The organism is Flavobacterium sp. ALJ2 (assembly GCF_015594725.1).
Lineage (GTDB): Bacteria > Bacteroidota > Bacteroidia > Flavobacteriales > Flavobacteriaceae > Flavobacterium.
On the sequence record NZ_JADNRC010000001.1, the window covers coordinates 333,769 to 350,532 of the forward strand.

The following is a 16,764-nucleotide window of genomic DNA, read 5'->3' on the forward strand; positions in this document are numbered from 1 at the left end:
CGGGTGCTTTGTCTGCGTGTGGAATCGGCTACCCAAGTTTTTTGAGTTTAAATTCTTCCAGTGATCGGAAATTTCAACAAAGGTAATGTAATTTGACGGGCTAATCATACCGTAGGTTGTTTTATGTTTATTTTCCTGACGAAGGGTCTATGTATAGAGCGACTAATGTTTTTACCTCCTCTCTTCGTTGACTTGCCGTTCGGGCTAAGTGCCAAATGAAATTTTGTGTTGTTTACCTAACCAGTAAAGCGAAATAGACAATTTTTTATTTATTTGAAACTTGCTAAAAAAAGTAATCACGAGCGAGACGCTCGCGCCAGCCAAGGAATACAGCGCATAAAAAAAACCGATAGTTACAAACTATCGGTTTTTTTATGATATATAATTTAAGAAAATTATTGTTTTGGAGTTGGTTGATCTTTATAGATTTCCAATTCAAAAATAAGGGTTGCATTTGGAGGAATTACTCCACCTGCACCTCTTTCTCCATATGCTAGTTTTGATGGAAGAAAGAATATTGCTTTCTCTCCATAAGACATAAGATCCAATCCTTCGATAAATCCAGGAATCATACCATCTTTTTTACCTGCCTGAAAAGGAAATGCTTGATATCCTCCTTGTGCAGCACGATTTACATCATGTTTTCCGTAAGTTTTAGCAACTTCTTCAAAACTACTGTCAAAAAGCGTTCCGTCTTCAAAATAACCCGCATAATGAAAATAGAAAGTTGAACCATCTGCTGGCTTTACTCCAGTTCCTTTTTGAACTATTTTATAAGCTAGACCAGAAGGAGTAGTTGTTGCAGTAGCTTTTGCAGTATCAAAATAGGCTTTTTTAGCTGTAATTACAGTAGCATATTTTTCTTTGTATAGACGATCTTGTTCAAGAGCTTCAGCTTGTGCTTGTTTTGCTTTTTCAGCATCGAGTAAAGCTTGCTTTTTAGCTTCTTCGGCTTTATTTTCGTAATAAGAAGCAAATACTTTAGGTGCATCAAATTTCTTTGCCATAGCTCCCTTACGAGTAATCTTTACAGTAAGCATTACATCATCCTGAAGAATAAGATTAACAACATTCATTCCTTCTACAACGTGACCAAATATAGTGTGCTTATCATTTAACCAAGGAGTATCTTTATGAGTAATAAAGAATTGGCTTCCGTTGGTAGTTGGGCCAGAATTTGCCATTGCAAGGATACCGCCTTTATCAAATCTAAGGCTAGATACAAACTCATCTTTAAATGCATACCCAGGGCCTCCAGAACCATTTCCGTCAGGATCTCCACCCTGAATCATAAAGTCATTGATAACTCTGTGAAATTTTAATCCATCAAAAAATGGTTTTCCTTTTAATTTGTCAACAGTTACATAAGGATTTGTTCCTTCTGCCAATGATATAAAATTTGCTACAGTAATAGGCGTTTTTATGTATTCAAGTTGCAATACAATGTTTCCTTTTTTTGTTGTAATCGTAGCAAAAATTCCTTCATTAATTGAAGGTTTTGTTTCAACTTTTGTAATTGCTGTTTTCTTGCCTGAAGCAGGCTTTTTTGTCTGTGCTTGTAGGTTAAGTACACCTAAGCAAAATAAAAATAGAATTTTTAATTTCATCTGATTCTAATTTAAAATCGGTTAATTTTTAATATAAATTTATTGTTGTGGCATTTTGTCTAACAACTGTACTTCAAATATAATATTTGCATTTGGAGGTATTACACCTCCGGCACCAGCTTGTCCATAAGCTAAGTGCGAAGGAATGAAAAGTACTGCTTTATCTCCAATAGAAAGTTGTTCGATACCTTCGATAAAACCAGGAATCATACCTTCTTTGCTACCTGCTTGAAAAGGGATTGGATTGTATTGTCTTGCTTCGGCTCTAGCAGCATCAAATTTTCCAAAAGTTTTCGCCACACTTTCGATACAAGTATCAAATAACGTTCCGTCTTCTAGGAAACCGGCATAATTTATAAATACTTGTGCTCCAGCAGTGGGTTTTTTGCCTTTATTTTTTTCAGTAATTACAAATTCTAATCCAGAACTTGTTTTTGTTGCTTTTGATTTTAAATCAGCGTAGTAAGCTATTTTTTCATCACGAACAGCTTTGAATTTAGATTCAAATTCACTTTTTTGTTTTGCTTCTGCAGAAAAATAATCATGAAATACTTTTATAGCATCAAATTTCTTAGCTGCTGCACCGTTTCTGATAATAGTTACTTTTTTGATGTAATCATCTTGTTTAATTTGGTTTACAATTTCTATTCCTTTGTTTACAACGTGACCAAAAATAGTGTGTTTACCCTCTAACCAAGGAGTTTCAACATGAGTAATAAAAAACTGACTGCTATTTGTAGCTGGTCCATTATTAGCCATTGCCAAAACGCCTCCTTTGTCAAATTTTAAATCATTAATTTCATCTTTAAATTTATATCCAGTATCTCCAGAGCCAGTTCCTAATGGATCTCCAGTTTGAATCATAAAATCTTCAATAACTCTATGAAATTTTAATCCGTCAAAAAAAGGTTTCTTTTTTAATTCTGGATTGGCAATAAATTCATTTTTACCTTCTGCAAGCGTTACAAAATTGGCTACAGTTATAGGTGCTTTTTGATAATTTAATTCAACAATGATGTTTCCTTTGTTGGTTTCAATTTCGGCATATAAACCATCAGGTAAATTGCTATGCTCGTCTTTACAAGAATAAAGTGTTGTAATTGCAAGTAATAATAATATGAGGCTTTTTTTCATTTTTAAAAGATTAATTGTTTTTTATTAATTTAATGAGTCTTTCTTTATTGCAGGTGTTGTAGGTTTAGGTACTTCGGTTTTTGATGCTCTTGCTTCCATTTGTTTTCTATAGGCAGTTTCTGGAACAAAATTGTGTAAAGTAACAGTACATATTAATGACTGATTAGTTCCAATTCGTTTTTCATCACCATGATAACCATAAGCCATATGGGATGGGAATAAGAAAGTTACAGTTTCATTTTTGTGCATTAATTTGATGCCATCACGTAATCCCATCATGATTTCTTGTTTATCTACAAAATAAGTTTGAGGTCTTAACTCCATTTCGCTATAAATGATATTTCCTTTTAGGTCTTTTATTTCATAGTCGAAAAAAGCAACATCTCCTTTTTTTGGAGTTATTGTATCTGTAATGTTTTGGTTTTCGTAAGCATACCAGTATCCTTTTGCAGAAGCAATATATTTTATTTTAGGATTGTTTTTGATAACAGCCTTAATCTGTTGTTCTTCTGTAGCTACAAGTTTTTTATTTCGTTCTATAGATTTTTTCATGAATGTGCCTGAAGAAATAGAAACGGGTCTTCTGGTATCTTCATGTTGTTTACAGCTTGAAACTAAAACTGCTAGAACAATAGCTGAAGCAAATATTTTGGGATAGTTCATGGTTGTTATATTTTTAGTTTAGTTACTAAATCTTCAAATTTTTTCAAAGTTTCTTCCATCGAATCTAGTGATTTTCCTCCTGCAGCATTGCTGTGGCCTCCACCATTAAAATGAGCTCTAGCAAATTCATTTACATCGAAACCTCCTTGTGAACGGAAAGAGATTTTAATAATTTTCTCCTCTTTGTTTTCAATAAATATAGCTGTAAAAACAATGCCTTTCATACTTAGACCGTAATTTACGATTCCTTCAGTATCTCCTTTTATATAATTAAATTCATCTAATTCGGCTTGAGTTAATGAGGTATATGACGTTTTATGTTCAGCTAAAATTTTCATATTTTGTAATGCTCTTCCAAGTAATTGCAAACGGCTGTATGAACTATTATCAAAAAGCAAAATTGGAATCTGAGTGTTTTCGACACCTAAATCAATAAGTTCTGCAATAATACGGTGTGTGTTTCCTGTTGTTCCAGGAAAACGAAAAGAACCTGAATCGGTTAATATTCCTGTATAAATGCAAGTCGCAATAGTTTTATCTAAATCTTCTTTTTTGTCTAAGAATGAAATAAAATTATAAACCATTTCACAAGTAGATCCAAACGAAGTATCAGAATAGGTGTAAGCAGAGTAATCATCGGGTTTTTGGTGATGATCAATCATAATGAATGTTCCTTTTAGCTTTGCTAAAGTATGTTCCATTTCGCCTGTGCGATGTAAAGCATTAAAATCTAGCGTAAAAATTAGTTCTGCTTCTTCGAGAATTTTAGTGCAGTTATCAATATCTTTTTCGAATACTTTTACAGTTTCTGAACCTGGTAACCAAGCAAGAAAATCAGGAAAATCATTTGGAGCAATTACAATTGGCTCATGATTATTTTTTAATAAAAAGTGGTATAAAGCTAAGGTTGAACCCATGGCATCTCCATCGGGACCTCGGTGTGGAATTATGGCAATTTTTTTTGGAGTTGCTAATAACAACTTTATGGCTTGAATGTCTTGTATTTTCATGTGTGCGAATTTACATTTTTTTACTGTAAACTTGAAAACATTTTAGACATTAACATGCTTTTATATCTTCTAGATTTTTAGTGCAGGTGTCAGTTTTTTACTCTCATTTACTTTTTGCTAAAAATTGATACTTCACTTATACTAAAAAAGAGTACTGGAACTAAAAACTAAACTAAAACCACTTTTGATACAAAGCATACTTAGGGCCTTTTACAATTTGAGATTTGTAAATCCCCACAGAACCTGAGGATAAGTAGGCAATAATACATGCAATGGCAATAAAAACTCCGCTTTCAATACCAAAGAGTTCTATTCCCATAACGGTACAAGCAATAGGAGTATGGGTTGCTCCAGAAAATACGGCTACAAAACCCATTCCGGCAAGAAGAGCAATTGGCATAGGGATTATGAGCGAGAGAGCACTACCAAAAGTAGCACCTACAAAAAATAATGGAGTAACTTCTCCGCCTTTAAAACCTGCACCTAAAGTAAATCCAGTAAAAAGAATTTTGAGCAAGAAATCATACCAAGCATTAGTAATTGTAAATGAATCAATAATTACTGGAACGCCTAATCCTGAGAATTTTGAAAATCCAAAACCAGCAATAGCAGTTGATAGAATGATTCCGCCAACAAAAGGACGAAAAGGAGGATATTTAATAGTTCTAGAAAATAAAGAGCTCCAAAAATGAGTGCTTCTAGAGAACAATAAAGCAGCAAACCCAAATAATACGCCACAAATTAGAGTATAAAACAAGTTTATTGAAGTGATATCTGGAATAAGCGGAATACTATAATGAGTGTGTTTTACCTGCCAAATAGCGACAGTAAAATAGGCTGCATAAGCCACGATAAAAGACAATAAAATGCTTTTTAAGTTAATTTTACTAAAATATACGACCTCAAGAGCAAAAATAGCCCCTGCTAATGGTGTTCCAAAAACAGAAGCAAAACCGGCACTGATTCCTAAAATAATCAAGGTTTTTCTTTCGGAATCATCGAGTTTAAAGATTCGGGTAAATTGGTCAGCGATTGCGCCGCCCATTTGTACAGCAGTGCCTTCGCGACCAGCCGAACCTCCAAATAAATGCGTGATTATAGTTCCAAAATAGACTAAAGGAGCCATTTTTAACGGAATAACTTGTTTAGGATTTTCGTATTCTTCAAGTAATAGATTATTACCCTTTACGACATCTTTGCCTAAGTAGTAATAACTAAAGCCTACAAGTAATCCACCAATAGGTAAGAGCCAAATAATCCAGTCATGATGGATCCTGTATTGGGTAACAAACTCTAAAGTAATTAAAAAAAATGCGGAAGCTGAGCCCGATAAAACACCTATCAAAATACAAATGAAAAGCCATTTGAGAGCGAGAAGTATTTTTGTTTTTAAATTCATTAAAAAGGGGTAACAATATTTGTTTGAGTACAAATATAATAAATCAGTTTTGAACACAAATTGCACGAATTCACACAAATTTTAAAATCTAACTTAGTTTGTGAAATTAATTTAAGGAACAGAATTAGTGGTGGTTTGTGTAATTCTTGTTTGATGGTTATAATTAAAATGCTGATTTTTATTCTACAATTACAGCAGTAAACTCTATTTCTACTAAGTATTCCGGAGCTATAAGTTTACTAATCTCGTAAAAACCAGTTGTAGGTTTTATGTCTTTAAAAAAAGCAGCATGTGCTCCTGCTACAGATTCAAAAGTCGAAATATCGGTGGTAAAAATACGTGTTCTAATTACGTCTTTCATTCCAATTCCTAAGTCCTCTAATACTTTTTCTACTCTTTCCAGGATATTCAACGTTTGTGCATATGCATCATCGGCTTTAACTTTTTCGCCATCAACAATAGCAACAGTTCCCGAAACTTCTACTATATTACCAATGCGAACAGCACGACAATAGCCCATTTTGTCTTCCCAAGGTGATCCTGTCAGGATATTTTCTCTTTTCATTCTAAGGTTGTTTTGTGTGTTTTTGAATTGCTTTTAGTGGTTTTTAGAAGTAATTCATAGTTAGATTAATATGTTGCAATTTATGAAAAATGGACAAGAAAGAATGTAAAATAGTGCTAAATAATTCTTTGTAAATAATCAGTTTTTGTGATAAAATTTAAATAGTAGGGCATGCCCCTACGGGTCGGGCTGTTCACTACAAGTCCTCGCACTTCCTTCGTCAGGCTGTGGGCTTTTTGTTGCCATCCCTCATGCGAGATACGTGTAAAATAAGATTTACAGACTAATTAATTAACTATTTTTAAACACAAATATGAAAGTGTTTTTATAGGGTAGGGTTATAATTTATATCCATTTTTCGTTAGAATTATAATCATTAGGAAAATAAGTCAGGTACTGTACCATTCTTGGAGTTGTCCCTTTATTTGGACTTGCACAATGAGGTAATGTGTTTTGCCATATTATAAAGTCGCCAGCATTTGCGGTTATAGGTATAGGTTGCGTTATTTTGAGTATTTCTTCTCTAGGGTTTATATCTGATTTAAGGCTATTTAACCAAGCATCTATTTTTTTATGAAACCCAGGAACACAATGAAAAGCACCGTCTTGAGCACCACAATCAGTTAGATAGAGTAGTCCTTGCAATCCAAAACTAATTGGCTGGTCTAGGCTAACATCCCAATGTAGCGAGCCACCTAAAAAATAAGAGTCGTTAGTTTCTGGTGGATTAAAACTTACTTTGTCGATTGTTTTATGTATCTCGGTAGTATTGTATAGTTGTTCGTAAGCCTTTTTTATTCTTGGAGAAAACCTATTTCTATTTAATGTTTCGTGGTCCGAAAAATTAACCATTAGTCCTTTTTGTTCCTGATGGCTTTTATACCAAGATTCTTTTATCTCTGGATCCATTTGTAAGAAATTCCAAATAGCATGTTGTGTATCCTCACAATCTTCTTTTGGGATAGCATTTTTTATAATAACATATCCATTTGTATTCCAAAATTCGAGATCATCATTAGATAGCACATTTTGTGTAAGCTCTTCGGTTCCTAGAGGAGTATCCTTTTTGTTTTTATTTACCCAAATTTTAAAAGTTTCAAAATCGGGCTTTTCAAAATATAAATATTGTAATGTATCTTCTATGCTAATACCTAATCGGTATAGTATTTCAATTTCTTTGTTCCAAGTTAAATTTCCATCAGTATTAACAACCTTATTTGGATTTAAGGTGCGGTTCCATAGGTTTTCAAGAATATTCCAAGGCATAGTTTTAAATGTAGATGTAGTTTTGAAAAATAAAAGGAGAGTTAGTTTATAGGTGTTTTATTGTATCATTTCAAGTGGTATCTGATCAAAATAGACTTGTAATGTAAAATCACCTACTACAATGCCATTTGCAAGTAATAAGTGGCCATTAGGAGAGTTGTCCCATTTAGAATTTGTTGAAATATGATGTAGACCACCTTTATGATTCTTTATCGAAAGGTCTTCTATTAGTAGGGGCTTTCCGTTTTTGTCAACAATCTTTTGCCCTGGAAGTAGTTTATCAGCTCTTGTGTATTTTCCATTTGGAAGTAAAAAAGGAAGGTTCATATCACAAACAAAATAAGGAATATCATTGCTGGGAACAAGAATATAAATTACTTTCTTAGATTGACTTTGAGTTTTAAGATCAATACTAAAAGATACTTTGGCAATTGATGATGACAATTTAATTTTACCATTATTTAATTTTACAGAAATTGCAGATACTGTATCTCCTTTTGTAAAATCATATGCAGGTTTTAATCCAGTAGGAATTGTGATAAGAGGATTGTTTTTTAAAACATTATTATTTAATTTAACATCAATTGCTGGAATAATATTTATTTTCATGCAACATTTTTTTAGGAAGGTTTTGGCTAAAATTTTTAAAAAAGACATAACCCAAAAATAACTGATTTAAAAATATAGCTGTTACGTATAAATACCTATTTTGATTATGTGTGTTTTTGTATTATAAAATATTTTATTTGTTTGTATTACAGTTTTTTGGTATTGAGTAATGTTTTAAAATATCTGCTACAATCTGGTTTTTTTAAAGACGTTATAATATAATTACTCAATTTGATGTTGTTCAAAAAGGCGAAGTTTATTTTGTGTAGCAGTTAGGTTTTTTTGTAGGACTTCGATTTTATTTAATAAATGGCTAATAGCATCAATTCCCTCTAAGTTAATTTTGAGATCATAATGCAATCGTATCATTTTTTCAATAGAAGGTAATTGTTCTGGCTGTAGATATTTTTCTTCTTCAAGAATGATAATTTCTATTAAGCCATAATTATTTAGATTAGATATAAAGGTATCCTCAATTTCGTGATATAGACAAAATTGTTTTATTTGGATTAGGTTTTTGCTATTCATGATTTCTTATTTTAGATAATTCTTTGAATAATTCTTTTTCTTTTTGAGATAATTTGGTTGGTGTTTTTATAGTATAAGTAATGTATAAATCCCCAAACTGATTGTCTTTTTTATATATAGGAAATCCTTTTCCTTTTAATTTAACTTTGGTTCCGGGTTGAGTTTCAGCAGGAACTTTAACTTTAACTTTTCCGTCAAACGTATTTACAAGAACTTCACCTCCTAAAATTGCTGTATATAAATCAAGGTCAACATCGGCATACAGATTGTTCCCTTCTCTTTTAAAATCAGAATCGTTTGCAATTACAAACGTAATATATAAATCGCCGTTAGGTCCACCATTGGCTCCTGGTCCACCATGTTCGGGAATCTTTATAATTTGTCCGTTTTCTACACCAGCAGGAATTGTAATTCGGATATTCTTGCCATTAACGGTTAGATTTTGTTTGTGAGTAGTATAAGCCGAAGCCAGATCTAATTGCAATTCGGCATTAAAATCTTGTCCCCTGTATTTAGCCTGACTTTTGGAACTTCTTCCACCAGAGCCGTACATAGAATTGAAAAATTCAGAAAAATCACTTCCTGAAAAATCACCTCCGCCAAAACCAGAATAATCCTGACCACTTTGTTGTTGTCTGGAAGATTGTTGCTGGTTAGGATTATATCCTGCTTTTTCAAATTCCTCAGCATGTTTCCAGTCTTTACCGTATTTATCGTATTTTTTTCGATTTTCGGGATTGCTTAAAACTTCATTTGCTTCGTTTATTTCTTTGAATTTTGTTTCAGCTTCTTTATCATTCGGATTTAAATCGGGATGGTATTTACGAGCTAATTTTCGATATGCTTTTTTGATTTCGGCTTCAGTGGCAGATTTCGTAATTCCTAATGTTTTATAATAGTCGATATAATCCATTTTTTTGAGCTTTTAATAAAGGTAAATTAAAACATTGAAGTTATGAATAAGTTATTAATTATCAAAATAGTATGTTTTTTATATGATTCTCCGTTGCTAATACCTGAGCAATAAAATTTGCTACAGATTCGAAAGATTTTCGCAGATTTCTTTAATAGTCCCGATCCCGAAACTTCGGGATCGGGACGGGATAAAATCTTTGTTAATCTGTGAATTCTGTTTTTTTTGGTGCGTATTAAGGACAGTCATATTTATTTTAAAATAATGATAGTAAAATATAATCCTAATTAGTATCTGTTTTAAGGTTAATCTTACAGTTTTTTTTTAATATAGTATATGTTCTATAGTTGTAAGTGAGGTAATGTATAATTTATTCATTAAGATGATAAAAATAACAATGATGTTTTATAATCATAAAAAAATTATTATTTTTTATTAAATATTGTAAGATATATTTATAATTATTTATTTTTAAAGTAAATCTTACAAATGGTTTTTTGAATTATAGAATATACTCTATATTTGTAAGTAGAATAACATGTAATACTGCCTATTCTTTAGGGCTGTTAAAATATGATGAAGAAAATAATAACAATAATATTTTATAATTATGAGAAAATTATCTTTTTTAAAATCAACCTTTAGTCTAGTCCTTTTGTTGAGTATGTCAATCTTATTGGTAAATTGTAGCTCAAGTAGCAGTGATGATGATCATGTAGGACCAACTAGCAATACCTTTAATCCAGCTGATTTTGCTTTAACAATTACTGAAACAAAATTAAACGATGACAGTGTGAGGATATCTTACGATATAAAAAACATTACAAATACTTCATACAATAATTATAATCAGGGAAATTTTAATATTAGGTTTACTGTAAAAGCTACGGATGGTACAATATTTCAAGATGTTGGGGGTCTTGATTACATTGATGCAGGTATTACAAAGGCTGATTTTACCTATTTGGAATTTAATAAGACAAAAACAATTGATCTTACAACTCTTACTGCAGTAATTGAAAAGCAATAGATTTTTTTATTGAAAATTTAACAGATGGAATTTTAAAATCCAAATTAGTGTAAAAGCTGTTTGGATTTTTTTTATTTAGATTTTTGCAGGTTTTTTGTTTCCAAAAATTAGCCTAATATATTGTTATAAATCTCTTAAAGTTGTAGCGCACAATTTAATTATGCTATTTTTGCTATATCTCTATGATTTTAAAAAAATCTAAAAATTGATTCCATAATATTATATCCGAATGAAACAGCTTTTATTTTTTATACTATTAATTACCACTCTTTCTGCATCAGCTCAAGTAGAATTTGCACCTAAGTTTAAACCAATTCCTCCAACGAATTTTGGTATTAAACCTAAGAAGACTCCGCCACCCGGAACAATTATTCCACCAATGGAAATACCTGGTATAAAGGCACCAAATGTTTTTAATAGTACAAGTATCGCTCCTGTACAATCGCAATTAAATTCTTCGTATCAAATAGGTAAAAAAGATAGTTTTTCAATGATTCCTTCGAATGAATTTGCAAATCCAGGAGACAGATTCATACCGGGAATGGAAAAAGATTTAGATAAAACACTAAAAGATCAAGGATTAAAAGAAGGGAGAGGGGCTTTGCTTAAACAAAATATTTCATTTGGTGATTTTAAAACTAAAGCGGAGTACTTTATTATTAGACTTAGAGATTTTGGAGCCATTGATGGGGATTTGGTAAAAGTAACATCAAATGATAAGGTTATTCAATCTGAAATATTTTTAGATAGTAATTATAGAGATATTAAAATTATTTTGGATAAGGGCTTTAATAAAATGGAATTTGAAGCGCTGAATATAGGTACTCTTGGAGGTAATACTGCCGAAATACAAATATTGGATGATCGTAAAAATGTGATTGTTCACGATTATTGGAATAATCTTGCAGCAGGTTTTAAAGCGTCAGTAGTTGTTACTAAGGAAGATTAGGTTTCTTTAAGGTTCAGAGCAACAGAGGTTCAAAGTTGCAAAGACTCAGTATTATATAGGTATCTATCTTTTTTTACTCAAAAAAAGATAGATAATCAGTGCATTAGAAGACTAGAGGATTTGAGCTTAAAAAAAAATTAAAATTCAATTTTTCAATTCGGAATATAAAAAGTATTTTTGCGCATGCAACACAACGTACTTATTTTAGATTTCGGATCGCAATATACTCAGCTTATTGCGCGTAGAGTTCGCGAATTAAATATATTCTGCGAAATCTTCCCTTATAATCATTTTCCGAGTGATTTATCAAGTTATAAAGCAGTAATTTTAGGAGGAAGCCCCTTTTCTGTTCGTGCAGAAGATGCTCCACATCCTGATTTATCTCAAATTCGTGGTAAACTACCAATGTTGGCAGTTTGTTACGGAGCACAATACCTAGCCCATTTTAGCGGAGGAGAAGTAGCTGCTTCAAACACTAGAGAATATGGTAGAGCCAATTTAACTTATATTAAAGAGGACGAAGTTTTCTTAGAAGGAGTTTCTGAAAATAGTCAAGTTTGGATGAGTCATAGTGATAGTATCAAAGCTTTGCCTACAAATGGAGTAAAACTAGCAAGTACGCACGACGTAGAATTTGCTGCTTACAAAATAGAAGGGGAAACTACTTATGGTATCCAATATCACCCTGAGGTTTTCCATTCTACAGATGGTTCAAAAATGTTGGAGAACTTTTTAGTGAAAATTGCTGAAGTTCCTCAAACTTTTACACCAAATGCTTTTGTAGAAGAAATGGTGGGAGAATTAAAGGATAAATTAGGTAATGATAAAGTAGTTTTGGGATTGTCTGGTGGAGTAGATTCGACTGTAGCAGCTGTATTATTACACCAAGCAATTGGTAAAAACCTATACTGTATATTTGTAAATAACGGTTTACTTCGTAAAAACGAATTCCAAAACGTATTGGATCAATACAAAGGAATGGGATTGAACGTAAAAGGAGTAGATGCTGGAGATCGTTTTTTGTCTCAATTGGCAGGAATTAGTGATCCAGAAACCAAACGTAAAACTATTGGGCGTGTATTTATAGAAGTTTTTGATGATGAATCACATCTTATTGAAGATGTAAAATGGTTGGCGCAAGGAACTATTTATCCTGATGTTATTGAGTCGGTTTCTGTAAAAGGACCTTCTGCAACTATTAAGTCACACCATAATGTAGGTGGATTACCAGATTATATGAAATTGAAAATTGTAGAGCCACTTCGTATGCTTTTTAAAGATGAAGTACGTAGAGTAGGTGCCTCTTTAGGAATAGATCCAGAGTTATTAGGAAGACATCCTTTTCCGGGACCAGGATTATCAATTAGAATTCTTGGAGATATTACTCCTGAGAAAGTACAAATTTTACAAGATGTTGATGCCGTATTTATTGACGGATTAAAATCTTGGGGATTGTACGACAAAGTATGGCAAGCAGGGGCAATTTTGCTTCCTGTAAATAGCGTTGGAGTAATGGGTGATGAGCGTACTTACGAAAAAGTAGTAGCGCTTAGAGCTGTAGAATCTACTGATGGTATGACTGCTGACTGGGTACATTTACCTTATGATTTCTTAATGAAAGTTTCTAATGATATTATAAATAAAGTAAAAGGGGTGAATCGTGTAGTTTACGATATCAGCTCAAAACCACCTGCAACAATTGAGTGGGAATAAGTATTATTTAAAAATTAAGGCATTACATTTGTAATGCCTTAATTTTTTGAACCTACTATTTATGAGAGAACTTTTGATGATTTCTATTGTCTTCATTTTGTCGTTTAAAAAAATAGCTGCACAAGAATCAATTATTGAACACAAAATTCAAAAAGGTAAAACGACTTATTTTATTGCCCAGAAATATAATGTTTTCTTAGAAGAGATTTACAAGTTAAACCCCGAATAGTAAAGCAGATTAGAGGATAGTCAGACTATTTAGATTTCCGTACATTCTCTAATAAAGGAGAAAGAATCCAAACGATTAGAAAAACAATCTTACGAAAGTATTGCCAAAACAAAGGAACTATCTTCTCAGCTTAAAAATTAATTAGCCGAAAACAGAAAGTCTTTCTTTAGGGAAAATTTAGTATTATAAAATTAAACAAAAAATAAAAGAAGATCCTCTTTATAATAATGAAGAAGGTAAGGTTGAATTTTTGATAACCTAAAAGTAGTTCCTAATGTATATTATTTGATTTTAGGTATCTTTACACGCTGTGCTTAGAGATCTGTTTATTATGAAACTAATTGGCTCAGGTGATTTTAATGCCAGTTTTTTCTATAACGTAAAAAGTCAGTCGTATTATGTTTATGTTGAGAGTTTTGAAAATATAGAAAAAGCTTGATATAAATACAAACAAAAAGAAAATACACCACTTTGTAAAAATTGGAGTATTGATAAATTAGAATTATACATTAGCAAATAATTAACAAGCTTGTGGAATCTTATTTTATATAGAAATACTATCTTGTTTAAAATTTTTTATCTTATTATGAAATACATTTCAATACTAATTACAACTGTTTTTTTGATGTCTTATTCTGTTTTTTCGCAGGATAAAATTAGTAAACATACTGTTACCAAGGGAGAGACAATTAACCAGATTGCTCAAAAATATAAGGTGACTCCTTATGATATTTATAAACTTAACCCAGACGCTCAAAGAGGTTTGAAGTTGGATAGCGTTTTGTTAATTCCAAACAACTCAGGAAAAGCAACTAGTTCAGAAAAATCTACAGCAACTACAGTTACTCCTAAAAAATCAAATGGTACAATTACACATGATGTAGTAGCCAAAGAAACGCTTTTTGGTATTGAAAAAAAGTATAATATTTCAGATGAAGCTCTAAAGAAAGCCAATCCATTTCTTGAGAAAGATGGTTTGCAAATAGGGCAAACTCTTGTTATTCCTTCAGGTAATAATAGTGCTAAAGGAACAACAAAAGATTCAAAAACAATACTAGCTACAAAATTAATTCCTGCTAAACAAGATCAATATGTTTACCATGATGTTTTGGCAAAAGAAACTAAATATTCGATTGCAAAACAATACAGAATCACAATTGAGGAACTAGAAAAACGTAATCCAGAAGTTATTTCTAATTTACCAGAAGGATACCGTTTAACTATAAAAGGTACCGCTCCAAAAACTATAGCGACTACAACTACTGCTGCTAAAAATGAAGTAAAAACTCCAGTAATAGAAACTTCTAAGAAAGTATCATATGTGGATTATCAGGTAAAACCAAAAGAAACATTATATAGTTTGTCTAGAACATTTGGTTTGTCACAAGATGAATTAATAAAATTGAACCCTATTTTATCAGGAGGAGTTCAGGAAGGGATGATTTTAAAAGTTCCAGCCGGGATTATGTCTACAGCAGAAATTAAAACGGAAACGAGACCAGAAATTAAAGAAGAAGTAAAAGAGATTGTTACTTTATCTAAAAAAAGAGGATCTAATGATCGTAAAAAAATAGCATTATTATTGCCTTTTAATTTATCTAAAATTCAAAATGACACAACAGGCACTGCTAATCGTTTGAAGAAAGATAAGTTTTTAAGTATGACTTTGGATTTCTATTCAGGAGCACTAATGGCAATAGATTCAGCTAAAGTTCTTGGGTTACCAATAGATGTTTCGATTTTTGATTCGCAGGAAACCAAAAACGGATCAAATGTAGCTGCTATTATTCAAAATAACAGATTGCAAGAAACTAATGCAGTTATCGGACCATTTTATCAAAGTAATGCCGAGACAACAGCGAGCTTATTAAAAGAAAATAACGTACCAGTAATTTCTCCTTTGTCTAAAGATCAAGGGAATCCTTTTGATAATTTATATCAGACAATTCCATCTAATGATCTTTTAAAAAATGTAATGTTTGATTATATGCGTTCTAAAGGAGGTAACATAATTGCAGTAGTTGATAAGAAAAAAGAATCTATAAGACAATATATTCAGCAAAATCAAAAAGGAGTAATTTTTGCACCAGTTACTGAAGCAGGAGATTTTAATCCAGCAGGTTTAAAGATTCAGTTTGTACCTAATAGAATGAATTATGTAGTAATGGAAACTGCAAATACTGCCATGGTTAATGCTACAATTAAAGTGTTATTAAGTTCTATGTCTACATATCAGGTACAGTTGGTAATTCTAGAACCAAATAGTACATTGGACACAGACGAAGTTAGGTTTGAAAGTCTAACTAAGTTGAAATTAATGTATCCATCAGTATCTCGTGAGAATGAATCTCCAGAAGCACTTATTTTTGAAAAAGAGTATAGAATCAAAAACAAAATTAATCCAAATACATATGCTACCAGAGGTTTTGATGTTACTTTTGATACTATGATGCGATTGTCTCAAGGGAAAACTTATGAGGAAACTGCAAATGAAATCGCAACGGAACAAATAGATAATAAATTTCAATTTTATAAAAAAGAAGATGGAGGATATGCCAATAGAGGTGTTTATATCTTGTATTACGATAGTGATTTAACAATAAAAGAAGCGAACTAATGACATCAAAAGTAACCTATTTAGGGGATTTAAGAACTAAATCAATACATGTGCAATCAGGAAATGAAATCATATCTGATGCACCATTAGATAACAACGGAAAAGGGGAAGCTTTTTCTCCAACTGATACTGTTGCAAATGCTTTAGCAAGTTGCATGATGACTATTATGGGAATTAAAGCCCGTGATATGAATCTTAATATTACTAACTCTACTGCTGATGTTACTAAAGTCATGAGTGCTGAGCCGAGAAGAATAGGAGCAATCGAGATTGTTTTTGAGATGAAAGGAACAGACGATGAAAAAAGTAAAACGATCTTAGAAAGAGCTGCAATGACTTGTCCGGTTTTCCTCAGTTTACATCCTGAAATCGAAAAGAGAATTACTTTTAACTGGAAGTAAATAAGTTGCATATTTAAAAGTCATAAAGTTAAAAGGGGTAAGCTTTTAATTAAAATGAATAAAATCAATATATTACTGTTTTGTCTAAATTCAAAATAGTATATTATATTGAGGTTATGATTTAATTTTAT

At 31.8% G+C, this 16,764-nt stretch carries 16 protein-coding genes; 6 read left to right on the forward strand and 10 right to left on the reverse strand.

Features of this window, described 5'->3' with window-relative positions; all coding sequences use genetic code 11:
* Positions 1-395 precede the first annotated feature (395 nt).
* The 10 genes from IUY40_RS01525 to IUY40_RS01570 form a co-directional block, all read right to left on the reverse strand.
* Positions 396-1,607 carry a peptidylprolyl isomerase gene (locus IUY40_RS01525; protein WP_195735121.1) on the reverse strand — a complete coding sequence of 404 codons (1,212 nt, stop codon included), beginning with the start codon at positions 1,605-1,607 and terminating at the stop codon, positions 396-398.
* A gap of 39 nt (positions 1,608-1,646) precedes the next feature.
* Positions 1,647-2,741: a peptidylprolyl isomerase gene (locus tag IUY40_RS01530; protein ID WP_195735122.1), complete on the reverse strand. Its 1,095-nt coding sequence runs from the start codon at positions 2,739-2,741 to the stop codon at positions 1,647-1,649.
* A gap of 24 nt (positions 2,742-2,765) precedes the next feature.
* The gene (gene gldI, locus IUY40_RS01535; RefSeq protein WP_195735123.1) at positions 2,766-3,404 is read right to left on the reverse strand and encodes a gliding motility-associated peptidyl-prolyl isomerase GldI; all 639 of its coding nucleotides are present in this window, start codon (positions 3,402-3,404) and stop codon (positions 2,766-2,768) included.
* Positions 3,405-3,409: 5 nt separating this feature from the next.
* Positions 3,410-4,414 carry a bifunctional oligoribonuclease/PAP phosphatase NrnA gene (locus IUY40_RS01540; protein WP_195735124.1) on the reverse strand — a complete coding sequence of 335 codons (1,005 nt, stop codon included), beginning with the start codon at positions 4,412-4,414 and terminating at the stop codon, positions 3,410-3,412.
* Between the two features lie 172 nt (positions 4,415-4,586).
* Positions 4,587-5,813 (reverse strand): voltage-gated chloride channel family protein, encoded by a 1,227-nt coding sequence (locus tag IUY40_RS01545; protein WP_195735125.1) that lies wholly within the window; start codon positions 5,811-5,813, stop codon positions 4,587-4,589.
* Between the two features lie 178 nt (positions 5,814-5,991).
* The gene (locus IUY40_RS01550) at positions 5,992-6,378 is read right to left on the reverse strand and encodes a RidA family protein (RefSeq protein WP_195735126.1); all 387 of its coding nucleotides are present in this window, start codon (positions 6,376-6,378) and stop codon (positions 5,992-5,994) included.
* Positions 6,379-6,723: 345 nt separating this feature from the next.
* Positions 6,724-7,644: a phytanoyl-CoA dioxygenase family protein gene (locus IUY40_RS01555; protein ID WP_195735127.1), complete on the reverse strand. Its 921-nt coding sequence runs from the start codon at positions 7,642-7,644 to the stop codon at positions 6,724-6,726.
* Between the two features lie 57 nt (positions 7,645-7,701).
* A complete protein-coding gene (locus tag IUY40_RS01560) occupies positions 7,702-8,253 on the reverse strand; it encodes a hypothetical protein (protein WP_195735128.1) in 552 nt (183 codons plus the stop codon).
* Between the two features lie 222 nt (positions 8,254-8,475).
* The gene (locus IUY40_RS01565; RefSeq protein ID WP_195735129.1) at positions 8,476-8,781 is read right to left on the reverse strand and encodes a chaperone modulator CbpM; all 306 of its coding nucleotides are present in this window, start codon (positions 8,779-8,781) and stop codon (positions 8,476-8,478) included.
* Complete coding sequence (locus IUY40_RS01570; RefSeq protein WP_195735130.1) at positions 8,774-9,694, reverse strand: J domain-containing protein; 921 nt, start codon at positions 9,692-9,694, stop codon at positions 8,774-8,776. The genes IUY40_RS01565 and IUY40_RS01570 overlap by 8 nt, the downstream gene beginning before the upstream one ends.
* A gap of 610 nt (positions 9,695-10,304) precedes the next feature.
* Here IUY40_RS01570 and IUY40_RS01575 point away from each other — a divergent pair.
* The 6 genes from IUY40_RS01575 (at position 10,305) to IUY40_RS01600 (ending at position 16,633) form a co-directional block, all read left to right on the forward strand.
* On the forward strand, positions 10,305-10,724 hold the full coding sequence (locus IUY40_RS01575) for a hypothetical protein (RefSeq protein ID WP_195735131.1): 420 nt from the start codon (positions 10,305-10,307) through the stop codon (positions 10,722-10,724).
* A 229-nt stretch (positions 10,725-10,953) separates the two neighbouring features.
* Positions 10,954-11,673, forward strand: coding sequence for a hypothetical protein (locus tag IUY40_RS01580; protein WP_195735132.1), 720 nt, complete (start codon positions 10,954-10,956; stop codon positions 11,671-11,673).
* A 183-nt stretch (positions 11,674-11,856) separates the two neighbouring features.
* Positions 11,857-13,386 (forward strand): glutamine-hydrolyzing GMP synthase, encoded by a 1,530-nt coding sequence (gene guaA, locus IUY40_RS01585; protein ID WP_195735133.1) that lies wholly within the window; start codon positions 11,857-11,859, stop codon positions 13,384-13,386.
* Between the two features lie 61 nt (positions 13,387-13,447).
* Positions 13,448-13,615, forward strand: coding sequence for a LysM domain-containing protein (locus IUY40_RS01590; RefSeq protein WP_195735134.1), 168 nt, complete (start codon positions 13,448-13,450; stop codon positions 13,613-13,615).
* 586 nt (positions 13,616-14,201) lie between these two features.
* Entirely contained in the window at positions 14,202-16,232 is a 2,031-nt protein-coding gene (locus IUY40_RS01595; RefSeq protein ID WP_195735135.1) for a LysM peptidoglycan-binding domain-containing protein, read from the forward strand.
* Positions 16,232-16,633: an OsmC family protein gene (locus IUY40_RS01600; RefSeq protein WP_195735136.1), complete on the forward strand. Its 402-nt coding sequence runs from the start codon at positions 16,232-16,234 to the stop codon at positions 16,631-16,633. Before IUY40_RS01595 ends, IUY40_RS01600 begins: the two co-directional genes overlap by 1 nt.
* Positions 16,634-16,764: the final 131 nt, after the last annotated feature.